14 protein-coding genes are annotated in these 21,719 nt (G+C 71.9%); 10 read left to right on the top strand and 4 right to left on the bottom strand.

Annotation, left to right across the window (positions count from 1 at the left end; translation table 11 throughout):
- The first annotated feature begins 2 nt into the window (after positions 1-2).
- The 5 genes from ACFW9Z_RS16250 to ACFW9Z_RS16230 all read left to right on the top strand — a co-directional run bounded on the left by ACFW9Z_RS16250 (position 3) and on the right by ACFW9Z_RS16230 (position 7,230).
- A complete protein-coding gene (locus ACFW9Z_RS16250) occupies positions 3-788 on the top strand; it encodes an SDR family NAD(P)-dependent oxidoreductase (protein ID WP_384640432.1) in 786 nt (261 codons plus the stop codon).
- A 122-nt stretch (positions 789-910) separates the two neighbouring features.
- On the top strand, positions 911-2,038 hold the full coding sequence (locus ACFW9Z_RS16245; RefSeq protein WP_384640429.1) for an LLM class flavin-dependent oxidoreductase: 1,128 nt from the start codon (positions 911-913) through the stop codon (positions 2,036-2,038).
- A 178-nt stretch (positions 2,039-2,216) separates the two neighbouring features.
- A complete protein-coding gene (locus ACFW9Z_RS16240; RefSeq protein ID WP_384640426.1) occupies positions 2,217-3,956 on the top strand; it encodes an amidohydrolase family protein in 1,740 nt (579 codons plus the stop codon).
- Entirely contained in the window at positions 3,953-5,419 is a 1,467-nt protein-coding gene (locus tag ACFW9Z_RS16235) for an aldehyde dehydrogenase family protein (protein ID WP_384640423.1), read from the top strand. The genes ACFW9Z_RS16240 and ACFW9Z_RS16235 overlap by 4 nt, the downstream gene beginning before the upstream one ends.
- Positions 5,420-5,646: 227 nt before the next feature.
- Positions 5,647-7,230, top strand: coding sequence for an APC family permease (locus tag ACFW9Z_RS16230; protein WP_384640421.1), 1,584 nt, complete (start codon positions 5,647-5,649; stop codon positions 7,228-7,230).
- A gap of 174 nt (positions 7,231-7,404) precedes the next feature.
- On the opposite strand, the gene ACFW9Z_RS16225 is transcribed toward ACFW9Z_RS16230, so the two are convergent.
- Positions 7,405-8,133 carry a siderophore-interacting protein gene (locus tag ACFW9Z_RS16225; RefSeq protein WP_384640418.1) on the bottom strand — a complete coding sequence of 243 codons (729 nt, stop codon included), beginning with the start codon at positions 8,131-8,133 and terminating at the stop codon, positions 7,405-7,407.
- 124 nt (positions 8,134-8,257) lie between these two features.
- Here ACFW9Z_RS16225 and ACFW9Z_RS16220 point away from each other — a divergent pair, with 124 nt between their 5' ends.
- A complete protein-coding gene (locus tag ACFW9Z_RS16220; protein ID WP_384640415.1) occupies positions 8,258-11,230 on the top strand; it encodes a GNAT family N-acetyltransferase in 2,973 nt (990 codons plus the stop codon).
- A gap of 164 nt (positions 11,231-11,394) precedes the next feature.
- Here ACFW9Z_RS16220 and ACFW9Z_RS16215 read toward each other — a convergent pair whose 3' ends face one another.
- Positions 11,395-11,853, bottom strand: a complete 459-nt coding sequence (locus tag ACFW9Z_RS16215) for a sel1 repeat family protein (RefSeq protein ID WP_384640564.1) — start codon at positions 11,851-11,853, stop codon at positions 11,395-11,397.
- A 148-nt stretch (positions 11,854-12,001) separates the two neighbouring features.
- On the opposite strand from ACFW9Z_RS16215, the gene ACFW9Z_RS16210 reads away from it, so the two are divergent.
- The 4 genes from ACFW9Z_RS16210 to ACFW9Z_RS16195 all read left to right on the top strand — a co-directional run bounded on the left by ACFW9Z_RS16210 (position 12,002) and on the right by ACFW9Z_RS16195 (position 19,661).
- Positions 12,002-12,847 (top strand): LLM class F420-dependent oxidoreductase, encoded by an 846-nt coding sequence (locus ACFW9Z_RS16210; RefSeq protein ID WP_384640413.1) that lies wholly within the window; start codon positions 12,002-12,004, stop codon positions 12,845-12,847.
- A gap of 146 nt (positions 12,848-12,993) precedes the next feature.
- A complete protein-coding gene (locus tag ACFW9Z_RS16205) occupies positions 12,994-14,478 on the top strand; it encodes a peptidoglycan D,D-transpeptidase FtsI family protein (RefSeq protein ID WP_384640410.1) in 1,485 nt (494 codons plus the stop codon).
- A 279-nt stretch (positions 14,479-14,757) separates the two neighbouring features.
- Positions 14,758-15,894, top strand: a complete 1,137-nt coding sequence (locus ACFW9Z_RS16200) for a PQQ-dependent sugar dehydrogenase (RefSeq protein ID WP_384640408.1) — start codon at positions 14,758-14,760, stop codon at positions 15,892-15,894.
- Between the two features lie 266 nt (positions 15,895-16,160).
- Positions 16,161-19,661 (top strand): hypothetical protein, encoded by a 3,501-nt coding sequence (locus tag ACFW9Z_RS16195; protein WP_384640405.1) that lies wholly within the window; start codon positions 16,161-16,163, stop codon positions 19,659-19,661.
- Positions 19,662-19,875: 214 nt separating this feature from the next.
- Here ACFW9Z_RS16195 and ACFW9Z_RS16190 read toward each other — a convergent pair whose 3' ends face one another.
- Together ACFW9Z_RS16190 and ACFW9Z_RS16185 are read right to left on the bottom strand one after the other, a co-directional pair.
- Positions 19,876-20,667, bottom strand: coding sequence for an HAD family hydrolase (locus ACFW9Z_RS16190; protein WP_384640561.1), 792 nt, complete (start codon positions 20,665-20,667; stop codon positions 19,876-19,878).
- A 144-nt stretch (positions 20,668-20,811) separates the two neighbouring features.
- A complete protein-coding gene (locus ACFW9Z_RS16185) occupies positions 20,812-21,651 on the bottom strand; it encodes an alpha/beta fold hydrolase (protein ID WP_384640402.1) in 840 nt (279 codons plus the stop codon).
- Between the last annotated feature and the right edge of the window lie 68 nt (positions 21,652-21,719).

Genomic DNA, 21,719 nt, shown 5'->3' with positions numbered 1-21,719 from the left:
GCATGGGCAAGCTGGACGGGCGGGTCGTCCTTGTCACCGGGGCGGCGCGCGGGCAGGGCGAGCAGGAGGCGCGGCTCTTCGTGGCGGAGGGGGCGCGGGTCGTCATCGCCGATGTGCTGGCCGAGCAAGGGGAGTCGCTGGCCGAGGAGTTGGGGGAGGAGGTCGCCCGGTTCGTGCGGCTTGACGTGGGGCGGGAGGAGGATTGGGCGGCGGCCGTCACCGTGGCCCGGGACGCCTTCGGCAAGATCGACGGGCTCGTCAACAACGCGGGCATCCTCCGCTTCAACGAGCTGGTCAACACCCCGCTGGCGGAGTTCCAGCAGGTGGTGCAGGTCAACCTGACGGGCGCGTTCCTCGGGATCCGGGCCGTGGCGCCGGAGATCGAGGCGGCGGGCGGCGGGACGATCGTCAACACGTCCTCGTACACCGGTCTGACGGGCATGGCGCTGGTGGGCGCGTACGCCGCGACCAAGCACGCCGTCCTGGGGCTGACCAAGGTCGCCGCCGTGGAGCTGGCGGGCAAGGGTATCCGGGTCAACGCCGTCTGCCCGGGGGCCGTCGACACGGCGATGAGCAACCCGGCGCTGCTCGACCCGGACGCCGACCTGAGCACGTCGGGTGCGGCGCTGGACGCGTACTACCGCAAGCTCGTGCCGATGGGGCGGATCGGGCGGCCGGAGGAGGTGGCCGCGCTGGCCCTCTTCCTGACCTCCGAGGACTCCTCCTACATCACCGGGCAGCCGTTCGTCATCGACGGGGGGTGGCTGGCGGGGGTGAGCCTGTTCTGATCGCGCCCGATCCACGCGGCCTGACGGGTCGTCGGCTATTGACGGGTCGCGGTGGCGGTGGAACAGTCGGTCGCATCACAATCTGACGATACGTCAGAAAAACTTGAGGACGGTGAACCTCCGTGGAATTCGGGCTCTTTGTTCAGGGGTACGTGCCCGCCGCGCGCGCCAAGGTGGACCCCGAGGCAGAGCACAAGGCACTGATCGAGGAGACCGAGTACGTCATCCAGGCGGACAAGTCCGGCTTCAAGTACGCCTGGGCCTCCGAGCACCACTTCCTGGAGGAGTACTCGCACCTCTCCGCCAATGACGTGTACCTCGGCTATCTCGCCCACGCCACCGAACGCATCCACCTCGGCTCGGGCATCTTCAACCCGCTCGCGCCCGTCAACCACCCGGTGAAGGTCGCGGAGAAGGTCGCCATGCTCGACCATCTCTCCGAAGGGCGCTTCGAGTTCGGCACCGGGCGGGGGGCGGGCAGCCACGAGATCCTCGGGTTCATGCCGGGCATCACCGACATGAACCACACGAAGGAGCTGTGGGAGGAGACGATCGCCGAGTTCCCCAAGATGTGGCTCCAGGACGAGTACGTCGGCTTCCAGGGCAAGCACTGGTCGCTCCCGCCGCGCAAGATCCTGCCGAAGCCGTACGGGGGTGCGCACCCGGCCATGTGGTACGCGGCCGGGTCCCCGTCCTCGTACGCCATGGCGGGGAAGAAGGGGCTCGGGGTGCTGGGCTTCAGCGTGCAGAAGGTCTCCGACATGGAGTGGGTCGTCGAGTCCTACAAGAACGCGGTCAAGGACGCGGAGCCGGTGGGGGCGTTCGTCAACGACAACGTGATGGTGACGTCCACGGCCATCTGTGCCGAGACGCATGCGGAGGCGGTGCGGATCGCGGTGGGGGGCGGGCTGAACTACCTCCAGTCGCTGCTGTTCCGCTACCACGACACGTTTCCCCGGCCGGAGGGGGTGCCGGAGTGGCCGCGGCTGCTTCCCGAGTACACCGAGGAGATCGTCGAACTCCTCATCGCGGAGGAGCTGATGATCTGCGGGGATCCCGATGAGGTGCTGAAGCAGTGCCGGCGGTGGGATCGGGCGGGGGCGGATCAGTTGAGCTTCGGGCTGCCGATCGGGATCAGTCCGGAGGACACGATGAGGACGATTCGGTTGATCGGGGAGCATGTGATTCCGCAGATCGATACGGACCCTGTGCATCGGACCTCGCGGTTCCGGGCGGCGGCCACCGGCTGAGGCCCACGTCGGGGCTCCCCCCCCGGGCCGGGGGTGTGGGGCGGAGCCCCCACCGGAGCCGGGCGGCGTCTTCCCGGACCGTCGCCCTGTGAGCCGGGGTACGTACCGCGGCCAAGGCGTGCGTACCCCGGCTGTCCCACCGGGACGGAAGAAGGAACCCACCAGAAGGGACACCGTCATGCTCGACCACCTCATCCGCCGCGCGACCGTCGTGGACGGCACCGGCGGGCCCGCCCACACCGCCGACGTCGGCATCCGCGGCGGCCGCATCGCCGTCATCGCCGAGCCGGGGACCATCAGCGAAGAGGCCGTCACCAGCGAGGACGCCGACGGGCTCGTCCTCGCCCCCGGCTTCGTCGACCCGCACACCCATTACGACGCCCAGCTCTTCTGGGACCCCTACGCCACCCCCTCCATGAACCACGGCGTCACCACCGTCGCCGGAGGCAACTGCGGGTTCACCCTCGCGCCCCTCCACCCCGACCGGCCCGAGGACGCCGACTACACCCGCCGGATGATGTCGCGGGTCGAGGGCATGGCGCTCAAAGCCCTGGAGGAAGGCGTCGACTGGTCCTGGTCCACCTTCCGTGAATACCTCGACGCCCTCGAAGGCCGTATCGCCGTCAACGCCGGGTTCATGGTCGGACACTGCGCCCTGCGCCGGTATGTGATGGGTGCCGATGCCGTCGGCGGACAGCCGGACCCCGCCCAGATGGACGCCATGCTCGCGCTCTTCCACGACGCCATGGACGCCGGGGCCTGGGGGCTCTCCACCACCCAGTCCGCCACCCACTCCGACGGTGACGGCGAGCCCGTCGCCTCCCGGCACGCCCGCCCCGAGGAGCTGCTCGCCCTTTCCCGGGCCGTGGGTGAGCACGAGGGGACCCAGCTCGAAGCGATCGTCGCCGGATGCCTGGACCAGTTCTCGGACGAGGAGATCGACCTCTTCGTCGACATGACCGCCGCCGCCGGGCGCCCGCTCAACTGGAACGTCCTCACCATCGACGCCGCCGTCCCCGAACGCGTACCGCGCCAGTTGATACCGAGTGAGCGAGCCCGCCGCGCCGGGGGCCGGATCGTGGCCCTCACCATGCCGATCCTCACCCCCATGAACATGTCGCTCGGCACCTTCTGCGCCCTCAACCTCATCCCCGGCTGGGGCGAGATCCTCGCCCTCCCCGTCCCCGAGCGCATCGAACGGCTCCGGGACCCTGCCACCCGCGCCGAGATGCTGCGCCGCGCCGACAGCAAGGAGGCCGGGGTCTTCCGGCGCCTGGCCGACTTCGGCCGGTACGTCATCGGGGACACGTACAGCCCCGCCAACGAAGGGCTCAGCGGGCGCGTCGTCGACGACATCGCGGCCGAACGCGGCCAGGACCCCTTCCAGTGCCTGGTCGAGATCTGCGCCGCCGACGACCTGCGTACGGTCCTGTGGCCGATGCCCACCGACAACGACCCGGACTCCTGGGCGCTGCGGCAGCGCACCTGGGAGCACGAGGACGTCCTGCTCGGCGGCTCCGACGCGGGCGCGCACCTGGACCGGATGTGCGGGGCCCCGTACACCACCCGCTTCCTCGGCGACTGCCTGCGCGGGCGGAAGCTCGTACCGCTCACCACCGCCGTCAAGATGCTCACCGACGACCCCGCCCGGCTCTTCGGGCTGCGCGAACGCGGCCGGATCGAGGAGGGCTTCCACGCCGACCTGGTCCTCTTCGACCCCGAGCGCATCGACGCCGGGCCCGCCACCCTCGTCCACGACCTGCCCGGGGACAGCCCGCGCCTGGACTCCAAGGCCATCGGGATCGTCTCCGTACGCGTCAACGGGGTCGAGACCCTGCGCGAGGACAAGGTGACGGGGGCGGTGCCGGGGACGGTGCTGCGCTCGGGCCGCGACACCCGGACGGTGAGTACCGCGTGAGCCCTGCCGGACCGCAGAAGCTGTTCATCGGCGGGGAGTGGGCCGAGCCCGCCCACGGCCACTACGAGGTCATCGACCCCGCCACCGAGGCCGTCGTCGGCCTCGCCCCCGAGGCGAGCCGCGCCCAGGTGTATGAGGCCGCGGCGGCGGCCAGGGAGGCGTTCCCGGCCTGGTCGCGCACCCGCCCCGAAGAACGCGCCGCGATCCTGGACCGTACGGCCGACATCGTCCAGCGGGACTTCCTCGTCCATGCCGAGGTCGCCCGGGCCGAGAGCGGAGCCACCGCCTCCACCGCCCGGGGGATGCAGGTCGGGGTCGGCATCGCCCGCTTCCGGCGGTACGCGCGCGGGGCCCTGGAGCCCGTCGAGGAGGCCATCCCCCCGCAGATCAACGAGGCCGGTCCGATGGGCCGGGCCGGGGTCTTCGGGGCGCTGGCCGTCCGCCAGCCGGTCGGCGTGGTCACCTGCGTCACCTCGTACAACAACCCCTGGGCCAACCCAGCGGGCAAGATCGCGCCCGCCCTCGCGATGGGCAACACGGTCCTCGTGAAGCCCGCCCCGCAGGACCCGCTCTCCGTCTACCGGATGGCCGCCGCCCTCGCGGAGGCGGGCGTTCCGCCGGGCGTCGTCAACGTCGTCACCGGGTCGGGCGCGGAGGCGGGGGAGGCCGCCGTGGACTCCCCGGACGTGGACATGGTCAGCTTCACCGGCTCCACCGCCGTCGGGCAGCGCATCGCGGAGGTGTGCGGGCGCGGGATGAAGCGGCAGCTGATGGAGCTGGGTGGGAAGGGCGCCGCGCTGGTGTTGGAGGACGCGGACCTCAGCTCCGCCGTCGCCGGGATCGGCACCACCTTCTCCTTCTACAGCGGACAGATCTGTACGGCTCCGACCCGCGTCCTGGTCCATCGGTCGCGGTACGACGAGCTGATCGCCGCGCTCGCCGCGTACGCCGACGCGCTCACCGTCGGCGACCCGGCCGACCGGTCCACCGTCGTCGGCCCCGTCATCTCCGCCGCCCACCGCGACCGGGTGGAGGCGTACGTGGAGCTGGGCCGGAAGGAGGGCGCGCGGGTCGTGACGGGGGGCGCCCGCCCCGCCCACCTGGACCGGGGCTTCTACGTGGCGCCCACCCTCCTCGCCGACTGCACCCCCGACATGCGGGTCGTCCGCGAGGAGGTCTTCGGCCCGGTCGTCGTGGTGGTCCCCTTCGACGACGAGGAGGAGGGCGTCGCGCTCGCCAACGACAGCGACTACGGCCTCATCGACTACGTCTGGTCCGGCGATGTGGCCCGCGCCTTCCGTATCGCCCGGCAGTTGCGCGCGGGCGGGGTCGGCGTCAACACGGTGGGCCGGAACATGGAAGCCCCGTTCGGCGGGTTCAAGAAGAGCGGCGTGGGGCGGGACGTGGGCTCGTACGCGCTGCACGCCTACAGCGAGACGCAGGCGATCGTCTGGCCCGGCTGAGGCCGTTCCCAGACGGCGCGGGAAAATTTTGAAACGGGACAAAGCGGACAGTGCTGCGATTACCGTACGTCGTCACCGTCGTGCGAGCGACATGCATTGCAAGGCTTCACGCTCATGTGACCTTGAATTGATGAAGTGTTCATGGAGAATCGGCCGGTGTAACCAAGGGTGAGACGTTCGAGTCTCACGCTCCGGATGTGGATATCGCAGCGCATAGCGTCCTCCTCATGACTCAGCTGGACGCGCGGCCACAGGCCGGAGACACGGTACGGGGAAGCGCCCCGGCCGACGCCGCCGCACGCGGGGGCGTACGCGGCAAGGGGCTCGGCGGGAACTCCGTCGGTCTGACGGGCAGCGCCGTCATCGGCATCTCCACCGTGGCCCCCGTCTACTGCCTGACCTCGACCCTCGGCTCCACCGCCGGGGAGGTCGGCGTGCAGATGCCCGCCGTCTTCCTGGCCGGGTTCCTGCCGATGCTGCTCGTCGCCTTCGCCTACCGCGAGCTGAACAAGGTCATGCCGGACTGCGGCACCTCCTTCACCTGGACGGTGAAGGCGTTCGGCCCGCGCGTCGGCTGGATGTGCGGCTGGGGTCTGGTCATCGCGACGATCATCGTCCTGTCCAACCTGGCGGGCGTCGCCACCTCGTTCTTCTGGCTGCTGGCGGGCGAGGTCACGGGCAGCCCGGCGGTCGCCGCCCTGGACGACAACAAGCTGGTCCACATCGGCACCTGTCTCGCCCTGATCGCCGTCGCCACCGCCATCAGCTACCGGGGGATGACCGCCACCAAGGGCATCCAGTACACCCTGGTCGCCCTCCAGCTCGCCGTGCTCGCGCTGTTCGTGACGATGGCCCTGAACAAGGCGGGCAGCGGCGGCGCGGACTTCGCCACCTCGCTCGACTTCTCCTGGTCCTGGCTGAACCCGTTCGCCGTCCAGTCCTTCGCGGCCTTCACGGCCGGTCTCTCCCTCTCCATCTTCATGTTCTGGGGCTGGGACACCTGTCTGACCGCCAACGAGGAGACCACCGGCAGCGACAAGACCCCCGGCCGCGCGGCCCTCATCGCGATGGTCGTCCTGGTCGGCGCCTACCTGGCCACCGCCGTCGCCGCCCAGATGGCCGTCGGCTCCGGCACCACCGGGCTCGGCCTCGCCAACCCGGAGACCGGCGAGAACGTCTTCGCCGCCCTCGCCGGACCGGTCATGGGCTCCGGGCTCGGCGTGCTGCTCTTCGTCGCCGTCCTCGCCTCGGCCGCCGCCAGCCTCCAGACCACGTTCATCCCGGTGGCCCGTACGGTCCTCGCGATGTCGACGTACGAGGCGATGCCCGCCTCGTACGCGAAGGTCCACCCCCGGTTCAAGACGCCGGGCCGGGCGACGATCGTGGCGGGCATCGGGACCGGCGTCTTCTACGCCGTGATGACGCTGGTCAGCGAGCACGTGCTGATCGACACCATCTACGCCCTCGGCCTGATGATCTGCTTCTACTACGCGCTGACCGCCTTCGCCTGCGCCTGGTACTTCCGCGCCGAACTGACCCGCTCCGGCCGCGACCTGGTCTTCAAGGGCCTCTTCCCGGTCCTCGGCGGTCTGCTCCTCGCCGCCGTCTTCGCCAAGACCCTCTACGACATGTGGGACCCGGCGTACGGCTCCGGCTCCTCGGTCCTCGGCGTCGGCTCGGTCTTCGTCATCGGGGTGGGGCTGCTGCTCCTCGGCCTGGTGCTGATGGTCGCGATGGAGCGCCGCAGCCCGGCGTTCTTCCGGGGCGAGGTACTGACGAAGGAGACCCCGGCCCTCGTGGTCGAGGACTGAGTCCCTGCCGAAGAGCGGCTTCCCGGGCCTGGTGGGCATCGGCGGGGTCCTGGTGCGCAGGTCGCTGCGGTCCCGGAACGCGTAAGGGGCCCGGTGCCCCCGGTGCCACCGGTCCCGGAACGCGTCAAGGGCCCCGGCGCGTGCCGGAGCCCTTCGTGGCGGGGCTGTCAGGTCCTACGGGCGCCAGTAGCCCAGCGCGTTCACCCGGTCCTTGGGCAGGCCCAGCTCCTTGCGGAGGTACGTCGACAGGGTCCGGGTGGTCGACGTGTCGCAGGCGACCCAGACGTACGCGTCCGAGTGGTCGTCGCCCAGCAGTCCCGGCAGGGCCGCCTTCACCTCGGCGATCAGGTGCGCCCCGTCCTCGCGGCGCTCCACGTGGTGGAGGGTGTGGTGGTCCTCGTCGAGCCGGAACGGCAGTTTCCGGTCGTCCTCGTCCGAGGTCTCGAACCAGATCGTCGCCGGGGTCTCCGGGATCGCTTCCAGCAGTGAGTTGATCGCGGGGAGCGCGGCCGGGTCACCGATCACGAAGAGCCGTTTCGGCGCCGGGTCGGGCAGGGTGAAGCCGGTGCCCTGGAGCGTCGCGTCGATCGTCTCGCCGGTCTTGACGGTCCGCGCCCAGTCGCAGGCGGGGCCCTCGTGAAGGGCGAATTCCAGACTGAAGGTCCCGGCCTCGGGGTCCGGGTCGACCAGGGTGTAGGCGCGCTGATGGGGTTTGCCGGCCTTCTCGAACCAGAGCCGCACCCACATCGTGGGGTGCGCCCCGCCGGTCGCGGCCAGCAGGCCCCCGTCGGTCAGGTGCACCCGGCGGAACCGGTCGGTGACTTGCTCCGCGCCGGTCACGGTGAACGTGAAATCCCGCCCCCGGAACAGTTTGAGAACGACGCCTTCCCAGCCATGACCCACGGTGTCTCCCACCTTCCCCTGGTGCCCCGGCCCACTGCCCAAAGGGTCACTTTGGTTAGGCTAACCTAAATTCCCAGGGCTGGGGAGTGGCTGAAAACCACCGGAGCAGGGGATGGGCAGAGCGATGACCGCTGACGTCGGCAGCGAGAGACCGGGCGCGAGCGCCCACGGCGACTTCGAGGTCTTCCGGGACGAGTGGGGGATACCCCATCTGCGGGCCGGCGGCGCGCTCGCGCTCGCCTTCGCCCAGGGCCACAACGCCGCCCTGGACCGGGCCTGGCAGCTGGAGACCGAGCGCCACCGGGTGCTCGGTACGACCGCCGCGTACCTGGGTGCGGAGGCCGTCGACTGGGACCGGTTCGCCCGGCGGGCCCGGCTCGCCGACACCGCCCGCCGCTGCTACGACCGCCTCGCGCCGGAGACCGCCGTGTGGGTGGATGCGTACGTCGACGGGGTCAACGCGGGCCTGGCCGAAGGGGCCGCCCGTACAACGGAGTTCGCCGCCGCCGGGATCGCCCCGGGGCGCTGGCAGCCCTGGACCCCGCTCGGCGTCTGGCTCTCCACGCACATCCTCTTCGCCGGGTTCCCCACCAAACTCTGGCGCGAAGAGGTCGCCCGCAGGCTCGGTGACGACCGCGCGACCCTCTTCGCCACCGACGGCCCCGGCACCTCCGGCTCCAACGGCTGGCTCCTCACCGGCGCCCGCACCACCACCGGGGCCCCGGTCATCGCCGGTGACCCGCACCGCTTCATCGAGGACCCGGGCGTCTACCAGCAGATCCGGCTCGCCTGCCCCGAGTTCGACGTGGTGGGCCTCGCCGTCCCGGGCGTCCCGGGCATCGCCCACTTCGGGCACGCGGGGGGCGTCGCCTGGGCGATCACCAACGCGATGGCCGACTACCAGGACCTGTACCGGGAGCAGGTGCGGCGCGCGGAAGACGGCGGCTGGGTGGAGGCGCTCGGGCCGGACGGCTGGTACCGGGTCCATGCCCACACCGAGACCATCGAGGTCGCGGGGGGAGAGCCGGAGACGGTCGAGGTCGTGGAGACGGACCGGGGGCCGGTGATCATCGGGGACGTACGCGATGGTGACGTACGCGATGGTGACGCAAGCGATGATCCGGACAGCGACGGGGGCCCGGACAGCGACGGGGGCGCTGCCTCGGCCGACGGGGTGCCCGCCGCGCCCGTCATCAGCCTCCGCTACCCGCCCCGCGTCACCGGAGACCTCGGCTTCGACGTGCTGCCCGCGCTGCTCCGGGCCCGTACGGTCGCCGACCTCGACACCGCCCTCGACGGCTGGGTCGAACCCGTCAACGTGGTCCTGGCCGCCGACACCACCGGGGCCACCCTGCACCGGGTCGCCGGGCACGTCCCCGTGCGCCCGCACGAGAACCGGCTGCGGGTCGTCCCCGCGCACGATCCGGCGTACGCCTGGCGGGAGGGCGCCGAGCCCCTGCCCCGTACCGAGGTCGACCGGGCCACCGGCACCGCCGTGATGGCCAACGAGCGCGGGCTCGCGGGCCCCCTCGGCATCGAGTTCGCACCTCCGCACCGGGCCGACCGAATACGGGAGTTGCTCGGTACGGGTGTGGGAACGGGCACGGATGCGGATGCGGGTGCGCGTACGGGAGCGAGCGCGGGCACGAGAACGGGCGCGGCCGCCGGTCCGCGTGCTCTCACCGGTCCCGCCTGGTCCTCCGCCGACATGGCCGTCGTCCACACCGACACCCACCTCGCCTCCTCCCGCCGGCTCCTCTCCCTGCTCGCCTGGGCCCCCGGCCTCGGCCCCGACGCCGAACACCTCCGGGACCGGCTGCTGCGCTGGGACCGTCACATGGACGCGGACAGCACCGACGCGACCCTCTACGCCCGGCTGCGTGCGGAGGTCGTCCACCGGCTGGCCGGTCACTCGGCGCTGCGGCCCGTGACGGGGGACGCCGACCCGTGGCGCTCGGCCGCGTACCCGGCCCTCTTCCGGCCCTGGCTCGCCGCCGTCCCTCGGATCGGCTACGCCCTGGAGACACTGCTCACCGTCGGACTCCTGCCGTACGAGGACCGGCTGGCGGTGGTCGCGGCCTCGGCCGAGGCGGTGGCCGCCGCCCACGCGGAGGGCGGTGACGCGCCGCGCCCCTGGGGCGAGGTCCACCGGGTCTCCCCGTGGCAGGCGCTGCCGGGCGCGACGCCCGAGGAGGTCTGGCCGGGGCTCGCGGGCGACCACGACTGCGTGCTCTCCACCTCCAGCGTTCCCGGGGTCACCGATCTCTTCGCGCGCGGCCCGGCCGCCCGGTACGTCTGGGACCTGGCCCGCCGCGAGGACAGCCTGTGGGTGGTGCCGCTCGGCGCCTCCGGAGTGCCGGGCTCCGCCCACCACCGCGACCAGACGGAGCTGTGGGCGAGCGGCCGGCCGGCCCCCGTGGTCACCGACTGGAACCTGCTGCACCGCACGGAAGACCCCACCGAACGCCGTACCCGGCTCCGTACCGAGGAGAGCACCGCCATGACCCCCGACCCCGACGCCTCCACCCTCCCCGCGCTCCGTCCGGCCGTGTACGAGCAGAAGGTGGAGGGCTTCGGCACCGTCCGCCTGGTCCCGGTCGACCCGGCGGCCGACGTCGACCTGCTGCACGGCTGGGTCACCGGGGAGCGCGCCCGCTTCTGGGGCATGGCCGACCACACCCCCGAACAGGTCCAGGAGACCTACGAGTTCGTCGGCTCGCTCCCCACGCACCATGCCTACCTGGCGCTGCGCGACGGCGTTCCGGCCGCGCTCTTCCAGACGTACGAACCGGACGCCGACCCGGTGGGCGAGTGCTACGAGGTCCAGCCCGGGGACTTCGGCATCCACCTGCTGATCGCGCCCGCCGAAGGCGACGGAGCCGTGAAGGGGTACACGGAAGCCTTCCTGACCGCCTTCATCGGCTATGTCTTCAGCGACCCGGCCCACCTGCGGGTCGTCGTCGAGCCCGACGCCCGCAACGAGAAGGCGATCGCCCGGATGATCCGGGTCGGGTTCGAGCTGGGGCCGGAGATCCAGAAGCCGGAGAAGACGGCCCGGCTGGCGTTCCTGACCCGGGCGGCGGTGGGCCTGGACTGAGGGGCTGTTCGCCCCTGCAACGGGCTCGCGTACGCCGACGCGATCCGTTCAGGGGCCGGCTGGGTCGCGTTCCTCCCGTTCACGAAGGTGGGAGCAACAAGAAGGCCGTCGGCAACAAATCGGTCAAGCCGACCCACGTCTACGGCAAGTTCTGAGCGAGAGCCCTACGGCGGCGGGCTCGTCCCGTCCGGGTTGAGCTCGCCGCCCGCCCGGAAGAGCCGCCGGGCGACGGGGTGACCGCGCCCGGCGGCCATCCGGAACCACGGCTCCGCCGCCGACAGCCCCTCGCGCTCCTGGACCAGCCGGCCCAGCTCCCACATCGACTCCACGTCACCGGCCTTCACCGCCTGCCGCAGCATCCGCTCGGCCGCGTCCGGCCGCCCCTGGCTCCGCGCGTCCAGGGCGAGCGTCCGCAGCCCCCGTACCGCACGGGCGTCCCCGGCCGCCGCGGCGGCGGCCAGTTGCCGCGGGTCCGGCGGGCGGCGGTAGCGCTGGGCGATCAGCAGCAGGACACCGGCCAGCCACATGAGCCAGCTCAGCCGGATGAGCGTGCTGTTGCCCAGGAACACCCCGGTCAGGCTCAGCACGCCCCCGGCGGGCAGCAGGAAGAACCCCAGTCCCATTCCCATTCCCGTCCCACGTCCTTCCCCGCAGCCCTGCCGACGGCCGACCGGCCTCATGCCGTGCCTCAAGCTACGGCCCACATGGTCTCGGATTTCACCGGCGCACGGCATACCTTGGCCCCCCGTACAGACGACGGAGGTGCTCTCGATGCGGATCGCCACAACGATCTTCCTCACCGACGAGACGGTGACGCCCGTGCGGCTGGCGCGCGAGCTGGAACAGCGCGGGTTCGCCGGGCTCTACCTGCCCGAGCACACCCATATCCCGGTGAGCCGCCGCACCCCCTACCCGGCGGGCGGTGAGCTGCCCCGCGAGTACGGCCGCACCCTGGACCCCTTCGTGGCGCTCGGCCAGGCGGCGGCCGTCACCGAACGGATCACGCTCGGCACCGGCATCACGCTGGTGGCCCAGCACGACCCGGTCGGCCTGGCCAAGCAGGTGGCGACCCTGGACCACCTCTCCGGCGGCCGGTTCACGCTCGGCGTCGGCTACGGCTGGAACGTGGAGGAGGCCGCCGACCACGGGGTCGAGTGGTCCACGCGCCGGGAGCTCGCGCGCGACCGGCTGGCCCTGATGCGGGCGCTGTGGTCGGCCGAGCCGACGGCGTACGAGGGGGAGTACGGGTCGGTGCAGGCGAGCTTCGCGTACCCGAAGCCGGTGCGCGGACCGCGCGGTCCGGTCGTCGGCCCGCGCACGCTGATCGGCGGCGGGGCGGGCCCGAAGCTGTTCGCCGCGATCGCGGAGCACGCGGACGGGTGGCTGCCCATCGGCGGCCGGGGCCTGACGGAGTCCGTACCGAAGCTGCGGGCGGTCTGGGAGGAGGCGGGGCGCGATCCGAAGGGCCTCCACGTGGTCCCGTACGCCGTCCTCCCGGACCCCGGGAAGCTCGCCCACTACGCGGACCTGGGCATCGAGGAGGTCGTACTCCAGCTGCCCCCGGCCGCCGAGCCGGAGGTGCTGCGGGTCCTGGACGGGTACGCGGCGTACCTCTAGGGCCTGTCGTCACCCGGGAAGCGCCCGCCCTGTGCAACCGCAGACGCCGACAAGGCATCCTTACCCTCGGGGGGATCGCATACGTGGGCACGGCCCGCACGCGCTTTCGTGCGTGCGGGCCGAGGCCCGCCCTGGTGGGGAGTGGAATGAACAGGCCGTTGCGGCACATAGCCATCTTCTGCGGGCTGCTGGTGCTCGCGCTGCTGCTGCGGGCGAACTGGCTCCAGCAGATCGAGCGCGTGGAGCTGTCCCAGCACGAGAAGAACGTCCGGGTGCGGTTCGAGCGGTTCGCCTCCCCGCGCGGCGACATCATCGTCGGCGGCAAGGCGATCACCGGATCGAAGGAGACGGACAGCAGGGACTACACGTTCCGCCGGACCTTCAAGGACGGCCCGATGTACGCGCCCGTCACCGGTTACGCCTCCCAGGCCCAGGGCACCTCGCTGCTGGAGCGGACGTACGACAGCGTCCTCAGCGGCCAGGACGACCGCTTCGCCTTCCGCCACGCCAAGGACGTCCTGATGGGCGAGCCCCGGCGCGGCGGCAGCGTGGTCACCACCATCGACCCCAAGGCGCAGAAGGCCGGTTACAAGGGGCTGACCGATCTGGGCGCCCGGGGCGCGGTCGTCGCCCTGGACCCGCGCACGGGCCAGGTGCTGGCCCTGGTCTCCACCCCCTCGTACGACCCCGGGGTCTTCGCCGGGATCTCGTTCAAGGAGAGCGACCGCTTCAAGGCCCTCCTGGACGACAAGAGCAAGCCGCTGGCCAACCGCCCGCTGCGCGAGACGTTCCCGCCCGGCTCGACCTTCAAGATCCTCACGGCGGCCGCGGCGCTGGAACACGGTGTGATCTCGGACGTGGACGCCCCGACGAAGGCGGTCTCGCCGTATCCGCTGCCGCTCTCCAGGAACAAGATCGGCAGCGAGGCGGGGGACGCGGTCTGCGGCAAGGCGTCGCTGAAGACCGCCATGCAGTACTCCTGCAACAACGTCTTCCTCGATGTCGCCGCCGAGCTGGGCGAGGACAAGATGCGGGAGACGGCGGAGAAGTTCGGCTTCAACGAGGACGTGTACGCGGAGGAGTTCGGCGACATGCTCGCCACGAAGAGCCTCTACCCGGAGAAGCTCGACAAGCCCGGCACGGCCCTCACCGGTATGGGCCAGGGCAGCCTCACCAGCACCCCGATGCAGATGGCGATGGTGACCGCCGCCCTCGCCAACGACGGCAAGCTGATGCAGCCGTACATCGTGGACCAGCTGCGCGGCCCGGACCTCGCCACGCTGGAGAAGAACGAACCGGCCGAGATGAGCCGGGCGGTCTCCCCCGAGACGGCGAAGAAGGTCCAGGAGATGATGGAGCACACCGCGAAGGAGGGCAGCGCCCAGCGCGCCCTGATCGACGGTGTGACGGTCGGCGGCAAGACGGGCACCGCCCAGCGCGGGGTGAACGTGCGCGATCAGGTCCCGTACGGCTGGTTCGTCAGCTACGGCAAGAAGGACGACGGCCGCTCGGTCGCCGTCGCCGTCTTCATCGACCCGACGGACATGGACATCTCCCGCTCGGACATCTCCGGCGGCCGCCTCGGCGCCCCGATCGCGAAGAAGGTCATGGAGGCGGTGCTGGGGCAGTAGGGGCCGGGCCGGATCCGCCGGGCCCGCACGAGATCCGGTCGAGGTCCGGCCGCGGTTCGGTCGGGGGCCGGTCGGGGGCCGGTCGGAGTTCGGCCGGGTCTTCACGGCATCGGACCGTGCATTGGTCTGGGCCAGGCCGCTCCCGTCCCCGTACCCTCATCCGTAGCCAGTGGCACACGCCCCCCACCCCGGTTGCGTACTGGCGCGGGCACCCCCCATCGCACTCTGCCCCGAGCAGCCAGGGTGAACTCCCCCACTCGCCGCCTCCAGGAGGCCACGGTGAAAGTTCGCACCAGAAGCTCGGCGATCATCGGCGCTCTTGTCCTCGCAGCATCTCTTACGCTGACCACGGCAGCGGCCCAGGAACCCCCGGCCACCGAGCCCCCGGCCGAGGTCGTCCTCACGGAAGTAGCCCGGGCGCAGACCCCGACGGCGGGCGCGGCCGGACCGGACGGCACAGTCTGGATAGCCGAACGGGCAGGCACAGTAAGGGTGTTGGGTGACGGCGGCCTCGGCGCTCCCGTTCTCGACATCTCCGCCGAGACCACGACCGACGGTGAACGCGGCCTGCTGGGCGTGGCGTTCGATCCGGAGTTCGCGCACTTCTACATCTCGTACACCGACCTCGAAGGCACCAGCACCATCGACGAGTTCGCGGTGCGGGACGGTCAACTCCGGCCGGAGACACGGCGTACGGTCCTCACCCAGGAGCAGCCGTACGCGAACCACAACGGCGGTGACATCAGGTTCGGCCCCGACGGCTACCTCTACATCGCGTTCGGCGACGGCGGTTCGGGTGGCGACCCGCACGGCAACGGCCAGAACCTCGGCACGATGCTCGGCAAGCTGCTCCGGATCGACCCGAGGGGCGGGGAGCCCTACGCCGTCCCGTCCGACAACCCGTTCGTGGCCGACGAGAACGCGAAGGACGAGATCTGGGCGTACGGGCTGCGCAACCCGTGGCGGTTCTCCTTCGACGCGGGCACGGGGGACCTGCTCATCGGGGACGTCGGCCAGAGCGAGTGGGAGGAGATCGACTGGGCCCCGGCGGACAGCCCGGGCGGCGAGAACTACGGCTGGTCCTCGATGGAGGGCAGCCACCCCTTCCGGGGCGGCACGGAGCCCGCGAACCACGTACCGCCGGTCCACGAATACGACCGCGGCGGCCTGGGCTGCTCGGTGACGGGCGGGTTCGTCTACCGGGGCGAGGCCGTCGCGGACCTGGTGGGGCACTACGTGTTCAGCGACTACTGCGACGGCACGATCCGCACGCTCCGCATCGAGGACGGCGAGGTGACGGGCGAGGGCGACCTCGGCGTCGAGGGCGGCGAGGTGATCTCGTTCGTGGAGGACGGTGACGGGGAGCTGTACGTGCTCGCCATCGGCGGCACGATCGCGCGCATCGACCCGGCGTGAGCCCCCGGCCTTCCATCTGATTCCGGAGCATTCTGGGCGGCCCGGCCCACCCCGGCTCGCAAGCCGGGGTGGGCCCCGAAATTGACATGCTCCGCAACCGCGCATCTGTGCGATCATCAGTGCGCTCTCTTCACAGGCTTCACAGGCTTCACAGGTTTTGCAGGTTTTGCAGAGCGCACACAACTTGCCGTGCCCAGAGGACCGCTGACCGATCCGTCGGCGGAGACCCGGCGCACACCTTTCACCGCTCCGGGGGGAACGGAACCATGTCACCACGCCCGTGTACGGCCGCGAGATCCGCGGCGTACACCGCTCTCCTGCTCGCCTTCACCGTCCTGCTCTCGCTGCTGGTCCCGGTGGGAACGGCCCAGGCGGGCACACCGGCCGCAGCCCCGGCCGCATCCCTGGCCGTAGCCTCCGCCGCCGAGGAGTGCCCGGTCCTCCCGCTCTCCGCGTTCGGCGAGGCCGCACCGGAGGGGAACACGCTCACCCTCCCCGCCGATGGGACGGCCTGCTACACCTTCACGGTCGAAAAGCCGGGAATGCACCGGCTCGTGGAGTCCGGCCCCGGAGCCCACAACGTGTACACGAGCGTTCGCGACGGCGAGGAGCAGGTCGACTGCTACGACCCGCTCTGGGGCGCCGGCTGGTGCAGGCTGGAGCGTACGGGCGAGTTCACGCTGGACCTGCTGAACAACTGGGCGGACACCAGCACGCTCACCCTCGCCATCGTCCCGCTCGCCACGGACGAGGGGTGCACGACGCAGGTCTCCGCCGACTGGAACAGCCCGCCCTTCGTCGCCCGGGCCGCCGGCCCCACGGCCGTGCAGTGCGCGCGGCTGGAGGCGAAGCCGGGCGAGCGGTTCACCGCCGCCGCCAAGACCACCAAGTACGGCCACGGCATCACCTGGATCACCGACGGGACCGGGGCCCGGATCTGCCCGCGCTCCAACGAGGACGACAGCGACGGCTGCGTACTTCCCGGTGACGGCCCCTACCGCGTGCTGACCTTCATCAGCGAGGCGGAGGGCGGCTTCCCGGCCGAGTACACGCTGAAGGTCCGCCGGATCTCCGACCCGGCCGGCTGCGCCCGCGTCCCGGTCAACACCTACAACTCCGCACCCACCACGGTGACCCCGGCGACCGGCTGCAAGATCTTCACCGTCCCGGGCCCGGGCCGGTACGAGGTGTACGGCGCCGACCCCTCCCGTACGAAGCTCAAGGTGTACGACCGCGCGGGAAAGACGGTCTGCGTCCCCTGGGAGAACTGCGAACTCCCCGCCGCCGGTGACTACACGGTCTACACCGACGACGCCACCCTGATCCTCGACCGCTCCTCGGCCGCCGGCTGCGAGAGCGCCGGACCGGGCCTGTACCGGTCCGCCTTCGCCTCGGCCGGTGAGATCGACTGCGTACTGCTGGCGCTTCCCACCGGAGCCCGGCTGGCCGCGCTGACGCCCCTCGGCGGGCCCCAGCCGCGCCCCGACCTGACGCTGTTCGACGCGGCCGGTGAGTACCGGTGCGACGAGTACAGCCTGTCGGCCGGTACGTGCGAGCTGGCCGGCGCCTCGCCGTTCCGGCTCCAGGTCACCACCGACGACGTCAACCCGGCGACCGGCCCCTACGCCATCGCGCTGCACCGCACCGACACCGCGAGCGGCTGCCCGGCCGCCCCGGCCGGTGACTTCACCGGGCAGGGCGCCTCGGCCCGGATCACCACGGGCGGGGGCACCTTCTCGCAGTGCCTGTCCATCCCGGCGGGCGCGCACAGCGCCTCGGAGACGTTCCAGCTCCAGGCGGCGCCCGGGACGACGGTCCCCGCCCGGTTCTCCGTGCTGGACGCGGACGGCAAGCAGGTCTGTTCCGTCAGCTCCTCGCTCAACACCTGGACGACCTGCGGCCTGACCCCCGGTGTCGAGCACACGGTGCTCGTCACCGGCCGGGACACCGCCGCCACGTACTCCCTGACCCGCCGGGACGTCACCGCCACGGCGAAGGGCTGCACCCCGAACCCCGCGACCAAGGTCGGCGGCGCCTCCTCGGGCGGCCGGACCGGCGCCCCGGGCGACCTGCTCTGCCGCCAGGTGACCACGGCCGACGCCCAGGACACCCTGCACATCAACGCCCGGGACGCCCTGGGCACGGCGGGCATCGTGGTCTACGGCGCCGACGGCACCGCCCTGTGCCAGTCCGCCCAGTCCTGCGCGGTCACCGGGTCCACCCGCTACCAGGTCCTCGTCACCGTACGGACCGGGCTGAAGGCGGCCCCCGAGTACCGCTTCGACGCCGTACGCATCGCGACCGCGACCGGCCCCGCCGAGGGCTGCGTACGGGTCCCCGACGTCAGTTACGGGTACGGACCCGTCACCGGCACCCTCGACGAGGCGCGGAACACCTTCTGCGCGGTGCTGCCCACCGCGTACCGCGACCGCTTCGACATGGAGATCAGCGACACGACCGGCGCCGAGGCGACGGCGGTGCCCGCGCTGTACGACGCGAGCCTCCACGACGGCTGCATGAGGTTCGTCCCCAGCGGCTACCAGTGCGCCGTGAGCGAGCCGTCCACGAAGGAGGTCACGCCGAGCACCCTGGTCCTCTCGCTGCCGGAGACCGCGTCGAAGACCTCGTACCGGGCCGAGGCCGTCTGCTCCGGCATCCGCTGCGGCACCGCACAGGTCACCATCGGCACGGTGAGCCCGGACACCGGTGCCAGCGGCGGCAAGGTCACGGTGAAGGTGACCGGTACGGCCCTGCACAAGGACGACACCGTCACCCTCTACCTCGGCGGCCGGGAGATCGAGGCGCAGACCACCGCCGTCTCCGCCGACCGCAGGACGCTCACGGCGGTTCTCGATCTGGCGGGGGTCCCGGCGGGCACCGGGCGCATCAGCGTCATCACCCACAACGGCTCGGAGTACCAGCGGGGTGCGTTCACCGTCACCACCGCCCCGCTGAGGAACACCGCGCCCCCGGTGATCAGCGGCCCGGCCAAGGTCGGCGCCAAGCTGACCGCGGGCACCGGGACCTGGTCCCCGGCCCCGTCCTCGTACGCGTACCAGTGGAAGGCGGACGGCAAGGCGATCGCGGGTGCGACCGCCGCCACGTACACCGTCCCGGCGAAGCTGCTCGGCACGAAGGTCACGGTCACCGTCACCGCCCGCCGCGCCGCGACCCCGGACGGGCAGAGCACCTCGGCGGCGGTCACGATCGCCAAGGGCGACGCACCGAAGTCGACGGCGAAGCCGGTCGTCTCCGGGAAGGTGAAGGTCGGTTCCAAGCTGACCGCGGGCAAGGGCAAGTGGTCCCCGGCCCCGTCCTCGTACACGTATCAGTGGAAGGCGGACGGCAAGGCGATCGCGGGTGCGACCGCCGCCACCTACACGGTCCCGGCGAAGCTGCTCGGCAAGAAGATCAGCGTCACCGTCACCGCCGTACTGACCGGACACGCCAACGGCAGCGCGACGAGCGCGGCCACCAAGGCCGCCAAGGGTGACGCGCCCAAGGCGACGGCGAAGCCGGTCATCTCGGGGAAGACGAAGGTGGGGTCCAAACTCACCGCGGGCAAGGGCAAGTGGTCGCTGAAGCCGTCCTCGTACAGCTACCAGTGGTACGCGAACGGGAAGGCGATCTCCAAGGCGACCGGTGCGAAGCTGACGCTGAAGGCGGCGCAGCGGGGCAAGAAGATCACGGTCAAGGTCACCGCGCACCGGACGGGCCACGCGAACGGCTCCTCGGTCAGCAAGGCGACGAAGCCCGTGGCGCGCTGACGCCTTCTTCCCTTCCCTTCCCTTCCCTTCGGCTTCGGCTTCGGCCCGCCCGGCATGCATGTCAGCCGGGCGGGCTTCGGCGTTTCGGGCCGGGAGGCCGCCGACCAGGGGGACGGGGTCGGGCGGCGCGGGCGCGGCCGGGCGGGACGGCCGTGGCTGTCTGGGCCTCAGGCCCGTGGGGCCGGACGTGCGGGACCGCAGTGGCCGTCCGGGGCTACCGGACCGACCTCAGCACCCCTCTCCGCACCCCCCGCGCTTCCTTCCCCGTCCCCTCCGCCCCCGCATCCGTATCCGCCCCCGCAGCCGCCCCCGCATCCGCCGTCGACTCCGACGGTTCCGCGGACGACGACGATGGCGCCGCCGGTCCGGCCGGCCTCACCACCCCCACCAGCTCCGTCAGCGCGGTGACCCGGAAGTCCGCCGTCCCCACCACATCGGGGTGCTCCGCCCACCAGTGCCCGTACGGGCCGCGCCGCAGATGCGCCGTCCGCAGGCCCGCCGCCGAGGCGGGGAACAGGTCGTCCGCCGGGTGGTCGCCCACGTACAGCGTCGCTTCCGGTGCCGCCCGCGCCACCTCCACCACCCGGGCGAAGAAGGCCGGGTCCGGCTTCCGTACGCCCCACTCGCCCGAGGTCACCACCAGATCGGCGGGCAGGTCCAGCGCCCGCAGCAGCTCCCCGGCCCGGACCGTCCCGTTCCCCGCCACGACCACCCGCACCCCCGCCGCCCGCAGCTCCGCCAGCGAGGGCCGTACGTCCGGGTAGAGGTCCGACTCGTCGAGGTGCTCCCCGCGCCCGGCGGCCGCCCGCGCGAAGTACGCCTCGTCGACGTCCATGCCGGGCCGCAGCACCCGCAGCGCGTCCGTGGCGTCGCGGCCCTGGGCGACGGCCGCGCCCACCAGGGCGCTGAGCGTGTGCGCGGGCACCCCGAGCCAGTTGGCCCAGGACGCCCAGTGGCGGTCGTCGCGTACGAGTGTTTCGCCGATGCCGAGGACGATCGTTTCCATCACCGTCCCGACCCTACGGGCGCGACCACCGACCGAGGCGGCTCATCCGGCGAGTCGGCCCCGCACGAGTGAGCCTGTGCGAGGGAGAGCACCGACGCGCTACGCCCCGCACTGACGCACTACGCCCCGCCCCGCTTCCACGCGCTACGCCCCGCCCAGGAACGCGACCAGCGACGGGGCGAGCTTCCTGGGCGCCATCACGACCGCCCCGTGGTTCAGCCCCGGCACCACCTCGTGCCGGGCGTCGGGCAGCACCTCGGTGACGGCCCGTGCGGCGTGCCGGAAGCCGTCCGGGCTCTTCGATCCGGTCAGTACGAGCGTCGGCATCGTGGCCGGAGACCACTCCCCGGCCGTGAGCGGCACGCCCCGCCGGGTGTCGCCCATGACGGCGATGTCGTACGGCAGTGTGTGCGCGAGCCCTTTGAGCGTCGGCCAGACCCCCGGCATCAGCCGCATCGACCCGACCAGGAACCCGGGCATCCCCTGGGCCTTCACCATGAACGCCCTGACCGCCTCGGAACGCCGGTCCTCCGCGAGCAGCCCCTCGATCTGCCGCCCGAACCCCTCCGGCGGCCCGAAGTCACCGGCGCCCACCGAGAACGGCGGCTCATGCAGGGCGAGCCGGTCGACGCCCAGCCCGGAGGCCGCCGCCCGCAACGCGAGCACGGCCCCCGACGACGTACCGAACAGTGAGGCCGATCCGCCCGCGTGTGCGATCAGCGCGGCGATGTCCTCGATCTCCCGCTCGACGGCGTACGTCTCCCCGTCGCCGCTCGCGCCCCGCCCCCGCCGGTCGTAGTTGACGACCGTGAAGTGCCCGGCGAGCAGGGCCGCCAGCTTCCTCGCGTCGGAGCGGTCGGCGAGCGCCGAGGAGACCAGGATCACGGCGGGCCCGTGCCCGGACTGCTCGAACGCGATCTCCGTCCCGTCGGCGGACACGACCGTCCCGCTCACGACGGACGCTTTCGCCTGTGCTGGTGACATGGTGGGTTTCTCCGCTTGGTAGTTCCGCGAACGCCTTGTTTCCGTGGGTCCTGTGGGTCCCACGGGTC

It is taken from the genome of Streptomyces sp. NPDC059452 (assembly GCF_042750035.1).
Classification (GTDB): domain Bacteria; phylum Actinomycetota; class Actinomycetes; order Streptomycetales; family Streptomycetaceae; genus Streptomyces.
This window is presented reverse-complemented; position numbering and strand designations above follow the sequence as displayed.